General features: G+C 52.5%; 14 protein-coding genes. 12 read left to right on the forward strand and 2 right to left on the reverse strand.

Annotation, left to right across the window (positions count from 1 at the left end):
• Nucleotides 1–78 precede the first annotated feature (78 nt).
• The 5 genes from nirB (at nt 79) to ACJJIB_RS18470 (ending at nt 7,346) form a co-directional block, all read left to right on the forward strand.
• Nucleotides 79–2,616 (forward strand): nitrite reductase large subunit NirB, encoded by a 2,538-nt coding sequence (gene nirB / locus ACJJIB_RS18450; protein WP_444887116.1) that lies wholly within the window; start codon nt 79–81, stop codon nt 2,614–2,616.
• A 78-nt stretch (nt 2,617–2,694) separates the two neighbouring features.
• A complete protein-coding gene (gene nirD / locus ACJJIB_RS18455; protein WP_252083207.1) occupies nt 2,695–3,123 on the forward strand; it encodes a nitrite reductase small subunit NirD in 429 nt (142 codons plus the stop codon).
• Between the two features lie 12 nt (nt 3,124–3,135).
• The gene (locus ACJJIB_RS18460) at nt 3,136–5,898 is read left to right on the forward strand and encodes a nitrate reductase (protein ID WP_444887117.1); all 2,763 of its coding nucleotides are present in this window, start codon (nt 3,136–3,138) and stop codon (nt 5,896–5,898) included.
• A gap of 274 nt (nt 5,899–6,172) precedes the next feature.
• Complete coding sequence (locus tag ACJJIB_RS18465) at nt 6,173–6,586, forward strand: VOC family protein (RefSeq protein WP_444887118.1); 414 nt, start codon at nt 6,173–6,175, stop codon at nt 6,584–6,586.
• A gap of 34 nt (nt 6,587–6,620) precedes the next feature.
• Nucleotides 6,621–7,346, forward strand: a complete 726-nt coding sequence (locus ACJJIB_RS18470; RefSeq protein WP_444887119.1) for a dienelactone hydrolase family protein — start codon at nt 6,621–6,623, stop codon at nt 7,344–7,346.
• Nucleotides 7,347–7,398: 52 nt separating this feature from the next.
• On the opposite strand, the gene soxR is transcribed toward ACJJIB_RS18470, so the two are convergent.
• Nucleotides 7,399–7,887 carry a redox-sensitive transcriptional activator SoxR gene (gene soxR, locus ACJJIB_RS18475; RefSeq protein ID WP_444887120.1) on the reverse strand — a complete coding sequence of 163 codons (489 nt, stop codon included), beginning with the start codon at nt 7,885–7,887 and terminating at the stop codon, nt 7,399–7,401.
• 83 nt (nt 7,888–7,970) lie between these two features.
• Between soxR and ACJJIB_RS18480 the strand changes: the two genes are divergently transcribed.
• The 5 genes from ACJJIB_RS18480 (at nt 7,971) to ACJJIB_RS18500 (ending at nt 11,608) form a co-directional block, all read left to right on the forward strand.
• Nucleotides 7,971–8,153: a hypothetical protein gene (locus ACJJIB_RS18480; RefSeq protein WP_444887121.1), complete on the forward strand. Its 183-nt coding sequence runs from the start codon at nt 7,971–7,973 to the stop codon at nt 8,151–8,153.
• Entirely contained in the window at nt 8,150–9,379 is a 1,230-nt protein-coding gene (locus ACJJIB_RS18485) for an MFS transporter (protein WP_444887122.1), read from the forward strand. The genes ACJJIB_RS18480 and ACJJIB_RS18485 overlap by 4 nt, the downstream gene beginning before the upstream one ends.
• A 62-nt stretch (nt 9,380–9,441) precedes the next feature.
• On the forward strand, nt 9,442–10,404 hold the full coding sequence (locus ACJJIB_RS18490; RefSeq protein WP_444887123.1) for an ABC transporter ATP-binding protein: 963 nt from the start codon (nt 9,442–9,444) through the stop codon (nt 10,402–10,404).
• Nucleotides 10,404–11,165 (forward strand): ABC transporter permease, encoded by a 762-nt coding sequence (locus tag ACJJIB_RS18495; RefSeq protein WP_252083213.1) that lies wholly within the window; start codon nt 10,404–10,406, stop codon nt 11,163–11,165. Before ACJJIB_RS18490 ends, ACJJIB_RS18495 begins: the two co-directional genes overlap by 1 nt.
• A 17-nt stretch (nt 11,166–11,182) precedes the next feature.
• Nucleotides 11,183–11,608, forward strand: a complete 426-nt coding sequence (locus tag ACJJIB_RS18500; protein ID WP_444887124.1) for a GFA family protein — start codon at nt 11,183–11,185, stop codon at nt 11,606–11,608.
• A 4-nt stretch (nt 11,609–11,612) separates the two neighbouring features.
• On the opposite strand, the gene ACJJIB_RS18505 is transcribed toward ACJJIB_RS18500, so the two are convergent.
• Nucleotides 11,613–12,245, reverse strand: a complete 633-nt coding sequence (locus ACJJIB_RS18505) for a TetR/AcrR family transcriptional regulator (RefSeq protein ID WP_252083215.1) — start codon at nt 12,243–12,245, stop codon at nt 11,613–11,615.
• 134 nt (nt 12,246–12,379) lie between these two features.
• On the opposite strand from ACJJIB_RS18505, the gene ACJJIB_RS18510 reads away from it, so the two are divergent.
• Both ACJJIB_RS18510 and ACJJIB_RS18515 read left to right on the forward strand, forming a co-directional pair.
• The gene (locus ACJJIB_RS18510; RefSeq protein ID WP_444887125.1) at nt 12,380–13,498 is read left to right on the forward strand and encodes an efflux RND transporter periplasmic adaptor subunit; all 1,119 of its coding nucleotides are present in this window, start codon (nt 12,380–12,382) and stop codon (nt 13,496–13,498) included.
• Between the two features lie 111 nt (nt 13,499–13,609).
• Nucleotides 13,610–16,720, forward strand: coding sequence for an efflux RND transporter permease subunit (locus ACJJIB_RS18515; RefSeq protein WP_444887126.1), 3,111 nt, complete (start codon nt 13,610–13,612; stop codon nt 16,718–16,720).
• Nucleotides 16,721–16,784 lie beyond the last annotated feature (64 nt).

The raw sequence follows: 16,784 nt of genomic DNA on the forward strand, positions 1-16,784 counted from the left end.
CGGCAGAAGAGGAGGCGCCCTTGTCAAATCATACGCCCCTCCTGCCAAGAGAATCGCTTCTAGATGGCAGGAATATCAATGACTGAAAAGACAAAAAAGCAAAAGCTGGTTGTGATTGGTAACGGCATGGTCGGGCACCACTTTCTTGAGCAGCTGGCAGAAAAAAATGAAAGCATCGGTTTTACCGTCACAGTCTTTTGTGCGGAAAACAGACCTGCTTATGATCGAGTACATCTATCCGAATACTTCGCTGGGTGCAGTGCGGAAGATTTGGCTATGGGTGATATTGAGCAATATCGACAATGGGGTTTTGAGCTAGAGCTCAACAATCCGGTAGCTTCCATCGACCGCGAAAAGCAAACTGTTACCACCCAGACTGGAAGCTTACATAGATATGATCAATTGGTCCTCGCTACTGGCTCCTATCCTTTTGTGCCCCCTATCCCAGGGCATCAACACGAGCGTTGCTTTGTCTACCGCACCATCGAAGATTTGAATGCGATTCGCGCAGCTGCGTCTAACGCGCAAAGTGGCGTCGTTGTCGGTGGTGGCCTGCTCGGTTTGGAAGCGGCAAACGCCTTGAAAACCCTGGGGCTTGACGCCCATGTGGTGGAATTTGCTCCAGGACTGATGTCCACTCAGCTTGATGAGGGCGGCTCCAATTTACTGCGAAAAAAAATCGAGGCCCTTGGCGTTACTGTACATACCAGCCGAGCTACCGAACTCATTACAGAGGCTGACGGCCGCTTGCGTATGCAATTTAAAGGGGGGGACGAACTGATTACCGATATGATCGTGTTCTCTGCAGGAATTCGACCTCAAGATGAGCTGGCAAAATCCTCAGGGCTGCAAGTCGGTGAGCGAGGAGGTATTGTCATCGACAACCGCTGTCGTACATCAGACCCCAACATTTTTGCCATCGGTGAGTGCGCTCTCTATGAGGGGCAAATTTTTGGCCTGGTGGCTCCAGGCTACAGTATGGCTCGCACCACCGTCGCACAGCTCACCGGTATGGAGACGTTTTTTAATGGTGCCGATATGAGCACTAAATTAAAACTTCTCGGTGTGCAGGTTGGCTCTATTGGCGATGCTCACGGCCGCAGCGAAGGCGCTGCAGCAATTACTTTTGTCGATGAACAGAGCGGCGTGTACAAGCGTATGATAACCGATGCTACAGGCCAGAAACTGCTCGGCGCTGTACTGGTTGGTGATACTGGGGATTACGATACTCTTCTGCAATATCATCTCAATGATATCGACCTGCCAGAGCACCCGGAACAACTGATTCTTCCCTCAACTGACGGAGCGGAATCACTCCTTGGTGCTTCCGCTCTCCCCACTAATGCTACCGTGTGCTCCTGTTATAACGTGAGTAAAGGGCAAATTCTGGATGTTGTACATGGCGGCTGTCATACCTTGGCTGAAGTGAAGGATGCCACCAAGGCCTCCACGGGTTGTGGTGGTTGTGCCGCATTGCTGAAGGATATCGTCGATAGTGAATTAGCCGCTCTGGGAATGGAGGTCAACAATCATCTCTGTACACACTTCCCCTATAGTCGCCAAGAGTTGTTCCACATTATTCAGGTGGAGGAAATTAAAACCTTCGATGATCTCCTTCAAAAGCATGGTAGCGGCAAGGGCTGCGAAGTATGTAAACCCACCGTCGCCTCTATTTTCGCCTCCCTATGGAATGAACATATCCTGGAGCAAGCCCACGTTGGCCTGCAGGATACCAATGATACGTTTATGGCGAATATGCAGAAAAATGGTAGCTACTCTGTAGTACCGCGTATTCCCGGTGGAGAAATCACACCAGAGAAACTCATCGTGATTGGCGATGTTGCCAAACGCTATAACCTCTACACCAAAATTACCGGTGGCCAGCGTATCGATTTGTTTGGCGCACGCCTGGAACAACTACCGGAAATTTGGCGGGAACTCATTGGTGCGGGATTTGAAACCGGCCATGCCTATGGCAAATCTCTGCGCACGGTAAAGTCCTGTGTAGGTAGTACTTGGTGCCGCTTTGGTGTGCAGGACAGTGTTTCCATGGCCCTGCGTGTAGAAAACCGTTACAAGGGGCTTCGCTCCCCACACAAAATAAAGATGGCTGTATCGGGCTGTACACGCGAGTGCGCCGAGGCGCAGAGCAAGGATGTGGGCGTTATCGCCACAGAAAAAGGCTGGAACTTATTTGTTGCCGGCAATGGCGGCATGCGCCCGCGCCACGCCGATCTATTCGCTACCGACCTGGATGATGAAACCCTGATTCGCTATATCGATCGTTTCCTGATGTTCTATGTGCGTACTGCCGATAAATTGCAGCGCACCTCGGTATGGCTGGAAAGCCTTGATGGCGGACTCGACTATCTACGTGAAGTCATTATCGATGACAAATTGGGAATCTGTACCGAACTGGAAATCCAGATGGAACGCGTTGTCGATAGTTATCAGTGTGAATGGAAGTCCGCAATCAACGATCCGGAAAAACTTAAACGATTTCGTCAGTTTGTTAACAGCAATGAGAGTGATGACAATATTATTTTCGTCAAGGAACGCGGCCAGCCCCGTCCCGCAACTATTGAAGAAATAATAGAAACTGCTGAATCTGCATAGAGACAATCCTATACATTTAATTTATGAAAATTTAATTTCAATTGCTGATTTTTCTCTTAATCCCGCAAGGAAATTGTTATGCACCAAGCCAGCGCCAGACAAAGCTCACATACATCCAATGCCATAACCCACCCCCATTGGCTGCCGATCTGCCAAAGATCAGATTTAGTCAGCAACTCCGGGGTGTGTGCCCTTTGGGGCGATACCTCCTCAGAAAAAACGGACTATCTAGCAAAACCTGAGAGGAAAGGTATCGCCCTATTTTTTTTACCGGGGCAAGAGCGACAACTTTACGCCGTTGACAACTGGGACCCGATCGCACAAGCTGGCATTATTTCACGGGGAATAATCGCAGAACTGGATGGTGAATTAACTATTGCCTCACCACTATATAAACATCACTTTCGCCTTGAAGATGGCGTTTGTATGGAGGACGGTAATATCCAGCTTGCCACTTACCCTTTAGCATTTAATGGAAATACCGTTTATATCGGTTGTGATAAATAAGCAAGAATAATAATGGCAGTAAAGGAATACCTAAGCACCCAGCGTTCCTGTACTACCTGCCCCTATTGTGGGGTGGGCTGTGGAGTAACTATTAACAAGGAAAAGCGGCAAAGTACTTCTGTAATTTCCGCCACAGGTGATAAACAGCACCCCTCTAATTTTGGCCGTTTGTGTGTTAAGGGCTCATCCCTTGGGGAGACACTCGGTGAGCATGGGAGACTCTTACGCCCACATTTGCATGGCGAAGCCTGTGACTGGGATACCGCTATGTCTTATGTGGCCAATGAATTCGCCCGCAATATTCACGAGCATGGCCCGAATTCAGTAGCTTTTTACCTTTCCGGGCAACTCCTTACTGAAGACTATTATGTTGCTAATAAATTAATGAAGGGGTTTATTGGCAGCGCCAATATTGATACCAATTCACGCCTTTGCATGTCCTCAGCCGTAGCTGGATACAAGCGCGCTCTGGGTGCAGATGCCGTGCCCTGTTGTTATGAGGATCTGGAAGAGGCAGATCTTATTGTTTTAATAGGCTCTAACGCCGCTTGGACCCACCCGATACTGTTCCAGCGTATGCAGGCAGGCAAGGCCAAAATTGTAGTCGTTGATCCGCGGGCTAGCGCTACCAGCGAGATGGCCGATCTGCACTTGGCGATAAATCCCGGCAGCGACGCAGCACTGTTTAATGGTCTGCTTAATTTCCTCGCCCAGCACAACCGCCTCAATCACCACTATATTCAGCATCATACCCAAGGCTTTGAGCTGGCACTGGAAGCGGCCCAGCACTGGTCCCTTCAGCAAACTGCACTGAGTTGTGGTGTACCTGCAGAAAAGTTATTAGCTTTCTTCCGTTTGTTTGCCGAAACAGAAAAAACACTTAGCTTTTACTCACAGGGGGTTAATCAATCCAGTAGCGGCACAGACAAAAACAATGCAATCATTAACTGCCACCTGGCAACAGGTCGCATTGGCAAGATTGGAGCTGGTCCTTTCTCTATTACCGGCCAACCCAACGCGATGGGGGGGCGTGAAGTAGGCGGCCTGGCCAATATGCTCGCCGCCCATATGGAGTTTAAAGAGAGTGATATCGATCGGGTGCGACGCTTCTGGGATGCTCCCAATATGGCAATGGCCCCCGGACTAAAAGCGGTGGATATGTTCCATGCAGTGGAGACCGGCCAGATCAAAGCAATCTGGATTATGGCCACTAATCCCGCGGTGAGTATGCCTGAAGCAGAGAGGGTGACTGAGGCACTACGTAAATGTCCACTGGTGATTGTTTCCGATTGCATCGCCGATACCGATACCGCCCGCTGTGCCGATGTACTACTGCCGGCCACCGGCTGGGGAGAAAAAAATGGCACAGTTACCAATGCAGAGCGGCGTATTTCCCGGCAGCGCACTTTTATCGATCCCACTGGAGAGGCGCGTCACGACTGGCAGGCTATCTGTGATTTGGCCAGCCGCCTAGGGTTCCGCAAGCAGTTTAACTTTACCCATCCCGCAGATATCTTTCGAGAACATGCACAATTGTCAGGTTTCGAAAATAACGGCAGTCGCGCCTTTGATATCTCACTCTTTAGTAATATTGAGCAAAATGAATACGATGCGCTTGAACCAGTACAGTGGCCGGTAAATCGGGAAAATCCCCAGGGTAGTGCACGATTATTTGGCAGCGGAAAATTTTTCACTGAAACTGGTCGAGCCAATTTTATTGCTGTCAAGCCGCGTACGCCCCAGCAACAAATAAGCCCTAGTTATCCCCTATGGCTAAACAGCGGCCGCATACGTGACCAATGGCACACCATGACCCGTACTGGCCGCGCGCGGAAATTGCTGGATCACAGTGAGATTGCCGAAATTCAGATAAACCCCAGAGACGCGCGTAAATACGGTATAGACGAGGGCGTGTTGGTAGAGTTACACAGTGCCCAGGGTAGAATGTGCGGACGTGCGGTATTAAACAGTGGCCAAAAACCCGGTGAGCTATTCGCTCCTATTCATTGGAGCCAGACCTTGGCCCAAGAGTCTAAGGTCAGCGCTCTTGCCGGGGCAGAGGTAGACCCAATTTCCGGTCAGCCCGAATTCAAACAGGTACCGGTTCAGCTGCAAGCCCTCGCCTGTAAGAGCTTTATCACCCTTATTTGCCCGGAACCACTGGCACAAAACCTTTGGCGCTGGCTACAGACCCATATGGAAGAAAATCTACTGCACTGGTATCGAGTGCCCTGTCAAAATGGATATCGCTTTGAGTTGGCGCTCAGCGCCCCTTTGGATGGTCGCCAACTGGGTGCCCAATTACTACAAAAAAATCCAGATATACGCTGGCAGCAAATAGAGACCTTAAGTAGCCAGCGTTGGCTCGCTTATAGCGAACAAATAGAGCTGCTTATTTTTTCCAGTAATGATTGGCAGACACTTCCTGATCGACGCAGCCTGGAACGCTACCTACAACTGGAATTACCTGAAAACCCTGCCCTGTTTCTCCAGGCAATTCCACCAGGTGAGCGCATAGTATGCACCTGTATGCAGGTTTCACGTCCGCAGATTGAAAAAGCAATCAACCAGGGGGTCGATTCCATTGATGCGCTGGGTGACGCCCTGGGTTGCGGGACCCGCTGTGGTTCCTGCAAGCCAGAGATTTCCCAGCTGTTGCGCACGAGACTGCAGCATAATACACAGAACCAGGCAGTTGCGGCGGTGCTGGAAACAGAAATTGTCAGATCGGCAAAAAGTCTGCGTGAGAAATTTGATAAGGTTTATAGCGCTTAAGACCAATATTGTTCATCAATTCATATCCAAATGCGCGGATTGCGGTTTTCTCAACCAGCACTCCGCGCAAAGGCATAGCACTAGTCGCAATACACGCCCCACCTGGCCCATAAAGCCTCACACCCCCTACACTTAGAGCCGTTAATACACTGGCGCAGATATTTGGATCAAAGGTTTCAACCACAGCCATTATTGGCTTTTAGCAGCGGTGGCGGTTATTTGTATTATTTTTTATTCGCCAGATTAGCGCCCGCCACAATTATAAGGAATTCCAGTGTTCAAAATTCAACATATTGACCATGTAGTGCTGAGGGTTAAATCCCTGGCTGCAATGCGCGATTTTTATGAAGGAGTCCTCGACTGCACCATGGAGCGAGAGAATAAGGAGTTGGGTCTCTATCAGTTGCGCGCAGGGCACTCATTGATCGATCTGGTTCCAGTTGATCAAGGCATCGGTCGCGAGGGTGGTGCAGCCCCAGGCATAGAGGGGCGTAATTTACATCATTTCTGTTTGCGTATAGACCCTTTCGAAGCCGATAAAATCATTGCTTATTTGAAGGGGAAGAATATTGAACCCTCCGCGCCACAACAGCGCTACGGTGCCGAAGGCATGGGCCCATCAATTTATATTTATGATCCCGAGCAAAATTTAGTGGAACTCAAAGGGCCCCCCAAATTATTGAAATAACAGTATCCATCATTCGCCAGAGAGACATACAACGATGAAAACCGAAGTGATCGAATATGCGGTAGATGGCAAGTCCTATAGCGGCTATCTCGCCTGGGACGACACAACTCAAAAAAAACGTCCCGGCGTTATGCTGGTTCACGAATGGTGGGGTCACAATGCCTTTGTACGCGAGCAGGCGGAAAGGCTCGCCGGGCAGGGTTACTGTGCATTTGCGGTGGATATGTTTGGTAGTGGCAAGCAAACCGATGATCCCGCTGAAGCCCAGCAGTATCGCGATGAGGCACTTGAGAATCCTGTATCCCTCGAGGCATGTTTCCGCACCGCCCTCACCCTGCTTCAACAGCATAAAGTTGTCGAGGAAACTCAAGTCGCTGCTCAGGGCTATTGCTTTGGTGGTGGCGTAGCCTTGACCATGGCACGCCTCGGTGTGGAACTTCGCGGCGTGGTCAGCTACCACGGAGCCCTGGCCAGCGAGGTTCATACTAAAAAAGGGGGAGTCCAAGCGGAATTATTGGTTTACACCGGTGGTGCCGATAGCATGATCCCACCGCAACAGGTCGGCGCTTTTGTGGCGGAGATGCAGGAGGCCGAGGCCAAATTTACCCTGGTGAGCTACCCCGGCGTATTGCACGGCTTCACCAATCCTGTTGCAACTGAGCGCGGGCAGAAATTTGGTCTGCCTCTGGCCTATAACCAGGAAGCCGCGCAGGACGCATGGCTGGGCACTCTGGATTTTTATCGGAAAATTTTCCAGTAGTTTCAATCAAATATCTCAGGGGCCGAATAGTTCACCCCGCAAAAATACCCCGTTACTTGCCAATATCCAGATAGCGCGCCCCAGCCCCCTGCTCTGCAGCTTGGTCCCCTGGATTGCGGAGCGGGCAGCTCACCATGGAAAGACAGCCGCAGCCGATACAGCCTTCCAAACGGTCGCGCAGCTGGGTAAGCTGGCGAATGCGTTGGTCCAATTCCTCACGCCAGCCGGCGGAAAGCTTGGCCCAATCCTTCGCGGTGGGTGTACGCCCATCAGGAAGATTAGACAGGGCCTCACGAATTTCGGCGAGGGGAATACCAGTGCTCTGTGCCACCTTGATAATGGCCACACGTCGCAATACGTCCCGCGAGTAACGCCGCTGATTGCCGCTGGTGCGCCAGCTGCTGATCAGCCCTTTACTTTCATAAAAATGCAGCGCACTCACCGCCACATCACTACGCTCTGCAACCTCACCTACGGTCATCTCACGACGGCATTTCTTGTTTCCACAAACCGACTCTTTCTTTTCACTGGTATCAGACATCAGATGTCTCCGACAACTATTGACCTCAATATTACTTGAGGTTTTACACTGCGCAGCATTCCATTGCAAGCCCAGGGAGAATCATGATGAACCGTAACAGCAAACAAACCTACCCAGTCATAGAAGTACCGGCTACAACTGCCACTTCCCTTTTAGTGGCAGCACAAAGTCAAAGTATCAGCCTGGCGGTGCAAGAGGGGCTATGCCAACCAATCACCTCCATGAGCGTAGAGAATAGAGAAACCGATAGCGGAGGGCGCCGGTGATACTTAACAGCGCAGCACCAACCCGCGAAATGGCGGAATCAGCTATACCGGTGCCGATGCGATTCACATTGCTGTGCCTGGCGGCGCTCACAATTATGTCTGGTGCCACCATAGCGCCATCCTTACCGGCGCTGGAGGCGCATTTTGCCCAGCATGAAGATATTGCCCTGCTCAGTCGCCTGATTTTGAGCCTACCGGCATTAATGATCGCTCTATTTGCACCTATCGCCGGGTTTATATCCGACCGTTATGGTCGCAGGAAATTGCTATTACTGGCGGTAACTGTTTACGCCCTGGCCGGCATCTCTGCACTGTTACAGGAAAGCTTGGTGGGACTTTTGGCCAGTCGCATCCTTCTGGGAGTTGCAGTGGCGGGCACAATGACTTCAGTCACCGCCCTGGTAGGTGACTATTTCAGCCCCATTCAAAGGCAAACCTATATGAGTCAGCAGGGCGCCTTTATCAGCCTCGGCGGAGTTGTCTTCCTTTTGGCCGGTGGACTCTTGGCAGATTTACATTGGCGCGCGCCCTTTGCCATTTACGCAGTGGCACTACTACTAATCCCTGCCGTGTTGCGTTTTCTGCCAGAACCTACACGCAATCGCATTGAACCACTCCCCGACAATATCACGAATGGAAATCCCGATTGGCCAGCATTCGCCTTGTTGCTGGGTGCAGCCTTACTAAACAGTCTTATCTTTTTCCTGATTCCCACACAGCTCCCATTCCTGCTAAAAGAGATTGGAGCAGACACCCCCAGCCTCGCGGGCATTGCCATTGCTGCCAGCAATTTAATGGGGGCCCTGGCTTCACTGGTTTTCTACCCTCTGGCACGTAACTACTTGGGAAAAAGTGGCGTTTTTGTGTTAGGTTTTACTGTTATGGCCTGTGGTATGGGGCTGATCGCCGAGGCAGATTCATTTAATGCAATAATAATGGCCTCCGCGATTTACGGCTGCGGTATGGGGACATTGATCCCCCATATCTTCGCCACCGGGCTGGAATCTGCCACTCCCAACATTCGTGGGCGAATATCTGGAGCTCTCGCCGCCAGTGTTTTTATCGGACAATTTATCTCACCATTTATCAGCCAGCCCTGGATAGAACGTTTTGGCCTCGCCAGTGGCTTTTCTGCAGCCAGCACTACGCTGCTATTTTTAGCCTCCCTGGCACTGCTCCTGCATTGGTTAAAACCGAAGCCCTCCGCAAAAATGTTTTTGCAGTAGGATCTATACACACTAAAAATATTTTGGCCGAGCCGCCTGTAAGGCCACGCTTAGGAGAGAAAGTGAAACCGATAATTTCTGTTAGAGGTCTCGACAAGACATATAGTGGTGGGTTTAACGCCCTTAAAAGTATTGACTTGGATATTCAACGGGGTGAGATCTTCGCACTGCTCGGCCCCAATGGTGCCGGCAAAACGACTCTGATCAGTATAATCTGTGGCATCGTCAATCCTGGTCAGGGCAACGTTACAGTCAATGGTTACGATATCCAGCGAGATTACCGCCACGCACGGCGCGAAATTGGCTTGGTCCCCCAGGAAATTGCCACAGATTCCTTTGAGAGCGTGCTTGGCGCAATTCAATTTAGCCGCGGCTTGTTTGGCAAGCCGCCCAACCCCGCTTACCTGGAGAAAATCCTTCGACAGCTTTCCCTATGGGAAAAAAGAGACAACAAAATTGTCACCTTGTCCGGCGGTATGAAACGACGCCTGATGATTGCAAAAGCCTTATCCCATGAGCCCAGCGTGCTCTTCCTGGACGAACCCACCGCCGGGGTCGATGTGGAACTGCGCCAGGATATGTGGGGGATGGTGCGCGGCCTGCGCGACTCAGGCGTAACCGTTATTCTCACCACGCACTATATTGAAGAGGCGGAGGAGATGGCCGACCGGGTCGGTGTTATTAATCGCGGTGAATTAGTATTGGTTGAAGATAAAAAAACTTTGATGCAAAAAATGGGGGAAAAAGAGCTCAGTCTGCAATTACCCACGCCTCTGGAAACTATTCCTGACAGCCTCTCCGACCTGCCACTGCGCCTCAATGGAGATGGTAGTGAACTCATCTATCGCTTCGATATCAAGAGTGAAAATACCGGTATTACGGAATTTCTTCGCCGCCTCACCTCTGCAAATATTGAATTTCGCGATTTATATACCAGGGAGAGTTCTCTCGAAGAAATATTTGTCAATCTGGTGCACTCTGCACAGCACCAAGGCGAGGAGCAACTCAGTGGGGAGGCACAATAATGAATTGGTATGGTATTGCGGCAATTTACAAATTTGAAATGTCACGGACTTGGCGCACATTGATACAAAGTGTCGCTTCTCCGGTACTCTCCACATCCCTGTACTTTATTGTTTTTGGTGCCGCTATCGGCTCGCGTATGGGAGACATCGAAGGTGTGAGCTACGGGGCCTTTATTATCCCAGGCTTATTGATGTTGGCGCTTTTGGGAGAAAGTATTGCCAACGCCGCCTTCGGCATCTTTTTCCCGAAATTTTCAGGCACTATTTATGAAGTGCTATCGGCACCGGTATCCCCCTTTGAAATTGTCGCCGGCTATGTCGGCGCTGCGGCCAGCAAGTCAATTCTGCTCGGGCTACTAATCCTTCTCACCGCGCGATTTTTTGTGGACTATGAAATCCTTCATCCATTCTGGATGGTCACATTTCTGGTGCTAACCGCCGTTAGTTTTAGCTTGTTCGGCTTTATTATTGGCATCTGGGCCGATGATTTCCAAAAACTGCAAATTATTCCGCTAATGATTATTACCCCCTTAACCTTTCTCGGTGGGGCTTTTTATTCCATCAGTATGCTGCCGGAGTTCTGGCAAAAAGTGACTTTGTTTAATCCGGTGGTTTATCTGATCAGTGGTTTCCGCTGGGCATTCTACGGTGTGGCCGATGTAAACCTGGGCCTCAGCGTGGGAATGACATTACTCTTCCTTTTCCTATGCCTGGTAACAGTCTGGTGGATTTTCCGCACCGGTTACCGCATTAAAACCTGATCGGTGAGAGTTTAGGGATGGAGGAATTTCACGAAGGTGGCTGTGCCTGCGGCCTCGTACGATTTCGCGCCACTGGCCAGCCGCGCCGAGTGAGCCTCTGTTCCTGTAGCTGGTGTCGGAAACGCACCGGTAGCTTAATAGGCGTATCGGTGTATTTCGAAAAAAACAATGTAGAGTTCATTCGAGGCAAGCTGAAAAGTCACCGGTTAATGTCCGATGCAGGCCGTTGGATAGAGTGCCAATTTTGTGGGCAATGCGGCAGCGCCCTCAGCTGGACACTGGAATTTCTCCCAGAGTTTCGCGGCCTAGCTGGGGGCGCCTTCGACGACCCGGTATTTATCCGACCAGAGCGTTACGTCTACTACCAAAACAAGCCGGGCTGGCTGGAAATAAACGGCGATATCAACCGTTGCCCAGCGATGCCGGAAAACCCCAACCAGTAGCCTGTCAGCGGTAACCCCGCATAAAAAGCGCCACTGCCTTGCGCACCCGCTCGCGCCGTTCATCCTCGGCCTGTACCTCACAACAACCGATCAATACCCGCATGTGCCGGCAACCCAGCAGTATGCCCATAAAGTCCTCGGCGGCCTCGGCCGGGTCTGCCACCTGCAGCTTACCCATCTCGGTTGCGCGGCGCAGCAACTGCTCAATATCTCGAAGGATGCGCTGGGGGCCCGCATCGAAAAACAACTGAGCAAGTTTTGATTCCTGCGCCGCCAGAGCACATAAAAGCCGTAACAGGCGGATACTATCCTCGCTATCCACCATGCTTAGAAAAGCCTGACCAATGCGCTCCAGTACCTCTGCCACCGAATCCCCCTCTTTCAGATCGAAAATGGGCAGGGGCATCATCATCTCGCAGCGGGAGGTAATCGCAGCACTGAACAGCGTCTCTTTATCGGAGAAATGGCTGTACACCGTCAGTTTCGATACGCCCGCAGCAGAGGCCACCGCATCCACACTGGTAGCGGCAAAGCCTTTGGTCAGAAACAGCTCTTTGGCTGCATCGAGAATGGCCTGGCGTTTGGCCAGATCCTTGGGACGCCCGCGCTGGGCGGCCGTCTGAGTCTGTTCAGACATAGCACTCCATATACTGGACTCGCCAGTTTAATAAATTTACTATACTCGCTAGTATAACATTACCGGCCGCCCGGCCATGACTCGTCCACTTCCGGACTTACCTTGTCGCCTCGCCGCCGAGGAAGGGAGCCCCTATGTACCGATCGCTACTCTTCGCTGCCCTGTCGTTCAGCCTGCTGTTGTCCGCCTGCGCGCCATCAGAGTCCACCGAACAATTAGAAAAACCCCGCCCAGCGGTGATGGTCCAGCCACAAGTGGCCAGTGCCCAGCAGGATTTTTATCCCGGCGAGGTGCGAGCCCGCTTCGAACCCGCTTTGGCCTTTCGCATCAGTGGCAAATTACAGCGTCGCCTGGTTAATGTAGGCGACCGTGTTGAGCAGGGCCAACCGCTGGCCGAACTGGATACCGAAGACCTGCTCCTGCAACTGGATTCCGCACGCGCACGCCTCACCTCCGCCGTGGCAGACCAGCGCCTGGCCAGCAGCGAGCTGGGGCGCCATCGCAAACTATTGGAGCGCCAGCTGGTCAGCCAGTCACAGTTCGATGCGGTGGAGACCCGTTTCGAAGCCAGCGATGCGCGCCTGCAACAGGCCAAGGCGCAATTAGACGTAGCGCGTAATCAGGCCGCCTATGCGGAGCTGAAAGCTCCAGAGAGCGGTGTTATTGCCCGCCGCATGGCCGAGGCTGGCCAGGTTGTCGCCGCTGGTCAGGGGATTTTCGAACTTGCCGCCGACGGCGAACGCGAAGTGCGCATCGATTTACCGGAGCAGGCAATTAGCCATTTCCGTGTCGGCCAACCCTTGACCGTAGAGCTCTGGTCGCAGCCCGGTAAATCCTTCCCCGCCCAGGTGAGAGAACTCTCCCCCGCCGCAGATCCGGTATCCCGCACCTTTGAAGCACGCGTGGCCTTTACCAATAAGACCACCGGCATTGAAATAGGTCAGAGCGCCCGAGTATTCGTTCCCAAAGCAGTGGCCACCGATGTTTTACAAGTACCCATGTCGGCAGTGAGCGCCGATAACGGCAAAGCCTTTGTCTGGGTACTGAACCGCGAACAACAAACCCTGCATAAAACCGAAGTCACCGTAGGTGCCTTCGGCCAAGAATTTGTACCGATTTTCTCTGGCCTGCGCGCCGATGATTGGATCGTTGCCGCTGGTACTCACCTGTTATTGGAGGGACAACAGATTCGTCCCGTGGACCGTATGAATCGCCCGATCGATCCGGACCGCGCGCTTGCCCAGCAGGACTAACTAAGCACCATCCCAAAATAACAACTGGACTGAACGCTAAAACGCGCTCCGATGAAATTGCCGAAGCACTGTTAGTTCGATCAATCCGTGCTTCCATACAGAGAAATAACCATGGGCTTTAACCTTTCCGAATGGGCGCTGAAAAACCGCCCGCTGGTACTCTACGCCATGATCGTACTGGGATTGCTGGGCGCTGCCTCCTACACACAACTTGGGCAAAGCGAAGACCCCCCCTTCACTTTCAAGGTAATGGTGATCAATACCCTTTGGCCCGGCGCCAGTGCCGAGGAGGTGTCCCGTCAAATTACCGAGCGGGTGGAGAAAAAACTGCTGGAGACTGGTGACTACCAGCGCATCTCCTCTTTCTCCCGTCCCGGCCAATCCCAGGTGTTGTTTGTCGCCCGCGACGATATGCACTCGCGCTACATTCCCGATCTCTGGTATCAGGTACGCAAAAAGGTCAGGGATATCCGCCACACCCTACCACCGGATATCCAGGGCCCGTTTTTTAATGACGAATTCGGCACTACTTTCGGCAATATTTATGCGCTAACCGGCAGCGGTTTCGATTACGCCCTGATGAAAGACTATGCCGAGCGCCTGCAGTTGGCACTGCAGCGGGTCAAGAATGTGGGCAAGGTGGAATTACTGGGGCTGCAAGATGAAAAAATCTGGGTGGAAATTTCCAACACAAAGCTCGCCTCTCTGGGCATTCCCCTCAGTGCAGTGCAAAGCGCACTGCAGTCGCAAAATCAGGTCGCCGATGCGGGCTTTGTAGATACGGTGAGCGACCGCGTACGAATTCGCGTTAGCGGTCAATTTCACTCGGTCGATGAAATACGCCGCTTTCCCATCACTGCCGGCGGGCGTACCCAGAGGCTGGGTGATATTGCCGAAGTACACCGCGGTTTCAGCGATCCTGCACAACCTCGCATGCGCTTTATGGGCGAGGACGCCATCGGCCTGGCCGTTTCCATGAAAGAAGGCGGTGATATCCTCAAGCTGGGCAAACAGTTGGACGCCACCTTTGCCGAATTGCAGGAAGATCTGCCGATCGGCATGCAGTTACGCAAGGTGTCCGACCAACCTGCGGCGGTGAAACGCGGTGTGGGGGAGTTCCTGCAAGTATTGGCGGAGGCACTGGGCATTGTCCTGCTGGTGAGTTTTTTCTCTCTCGGCAGCCGCCCCGGCTTAATCGTGGCGCTATCGATACCATTGGTGCTGGCCATGACTTTCGCACTGATGAATTACTTCAATATCGGCCTGCACAAGATTTCTCTGGGCGCCCTGGTACTCGCCCTTGGCCTGATGGTGGACGACGCCATTATCGCCGTGGAAATGATGGCTATTAAAATGGAACAGGGGCTCAGTCGCCTGAAAGCCGCCGGCTTCGCCTGGACCAGTACTGCCTTCCCCATGCTCACCGGTACCTTAATCACCGCCGCCGGTTTCCTACCCATCGCCACGGCGGAATCCGGCACCGGGGAATACACCCGCTCAATCTTCCAGGTGGTCACACTTTCCCTGGTTGTCTCCTGGATTGCCGCAGTCATATTCGTGCCCTACCTGGGCCATTACCTTTTACCCAATCTGGCTCGCCACAATCACAGTGGCGAGGTTCAAGACCCCTACCAGAAGCCCTTTTACCAGCGCTTCCGCCGCCTGATTACCTGGTGCCTGCGCCACCGCAAAACTGTCATAGTGGCAACCCTGGCGATCTTTATTGGTTCCCTGGCACTTTTCCGCCTGGTGCCCCAGCAGTTCTTCCCTTCTTCCGGGCGCTTGGAACTGTTAGTAGATCTCAAGCTGGCCGAAGGCGCTTCGCTGAAGTCCACCGAGTACCAGGCCAAGCGACTGGAAACCCTACTGGATAAAAACGACCTGGTGGAAAACTATGTGGTGTATGTGGGCACCGGTTCGCCGCGTTTCTATCTGCCATTGGACCAGCAGTTACCCGCAGCCAGCTTTGCCCAGTTTGTAGTGATGACACGTAACGTAGAGGAGCGCGAGCAGGTACGCAGCTGGCTGATCGAAACCATGGAGGAGGAATTCCCCACTCTGCGCAGCCGGGTATCCCGCCTGGAAAATGGCCCACCGGTAGGCTATCCAGTGCAGTTCCGCGTATCTGGTGAGCATATTGGTGAAGTGCGCAGCCTGGCCCGCCAGGTTGCCGAGCGCGTGCGGGAAAATGCCAAGGTCACCAACGTCCACCTGGATTGGGAGGAACCCAGTAAAACCGTCAACCTGAATATCGATCAGGACCGCGCCCGCGCTATGGGCGTGAACAGTACCTCGCTCTCCCGCGCCCTGCAAAGCTCACTCACCGGTATTACCGTTAGCCAATACCGCGAAGACAATGAGCTGATCGACGTGCGTGTGCGCGGCGACGAGCAGGAACGCTACGCCCTCAGCCAACTGGGTAACCTGGCGGTGCAAACCGACAGCAGCCGCAGTGTCCCCTTGAACCAAATTGCCACCCTGGAGTACGGCTTCGAGGAAGGGATTATCTGGCACCGTGATCGCCTGCCCACCGTCACAGTACGTGCCGATATTTATGGTGAAGAACTGCCCGCAACCGTGGTGAATGAAGTCTGGCCGCGCCTGCAGAACATTCGAGAGCAACTGCCACCGGGCTACCTTCTGGAAGTTGGTGGCAGTGTGGAGGAATCCGAGCGTGGACAAAAATCAGTGAATGCCGGTATGCCGCTATTTGTCTTGGTGGTATTCACCCTACTGATGCTGCAGCTGCGCAGCATGTCCCTGTCCACCATGGTCTTCCTCACCGCGCCTTTGGGACTGATCGGGGTTACCTTGTTCCTACTGCTGTTCGACAAACCCTTCGGTTTTGTCGCCATGCTCGGCACCATCGCCCTGGCCGGTATGATTATGCGCAACTCCGTCATTCTGGTGGATCAAATACAGCAGGATATCAGCCAGGGCTTGAGTACCTGGGAGGCAATTATTGAGTCCACTGTGCGGCGTTTCCGGCCGATCGTTTTAACCGCTCTGACTGCGGTATTGGCGATGATTCCACTGTCGCGCAGTGACTTCTTCGGCCCCATGGCTGTCGCCATTATGGGAGGACTGATCGTTGCTACTGGCTTGACCCTGATCTTCCTGCCAGCTCTCTATGCAGCTTGGTTCCGAGTGCGAGAGGAGAAAACAGAGATAACAGTAGAGACTCCAAAAGAGTTAAATGGTGCTGAACCCCAAGCATCCTGATAACTACAGATGCTTTAATAGCCGGGCTCAAGAAAGCCCCTAAACAAAAAGGCCCAGATAGAAA

Source organism: Microbulbifer mixtoriginis (SeqCode), assembly GCF_052467705.1.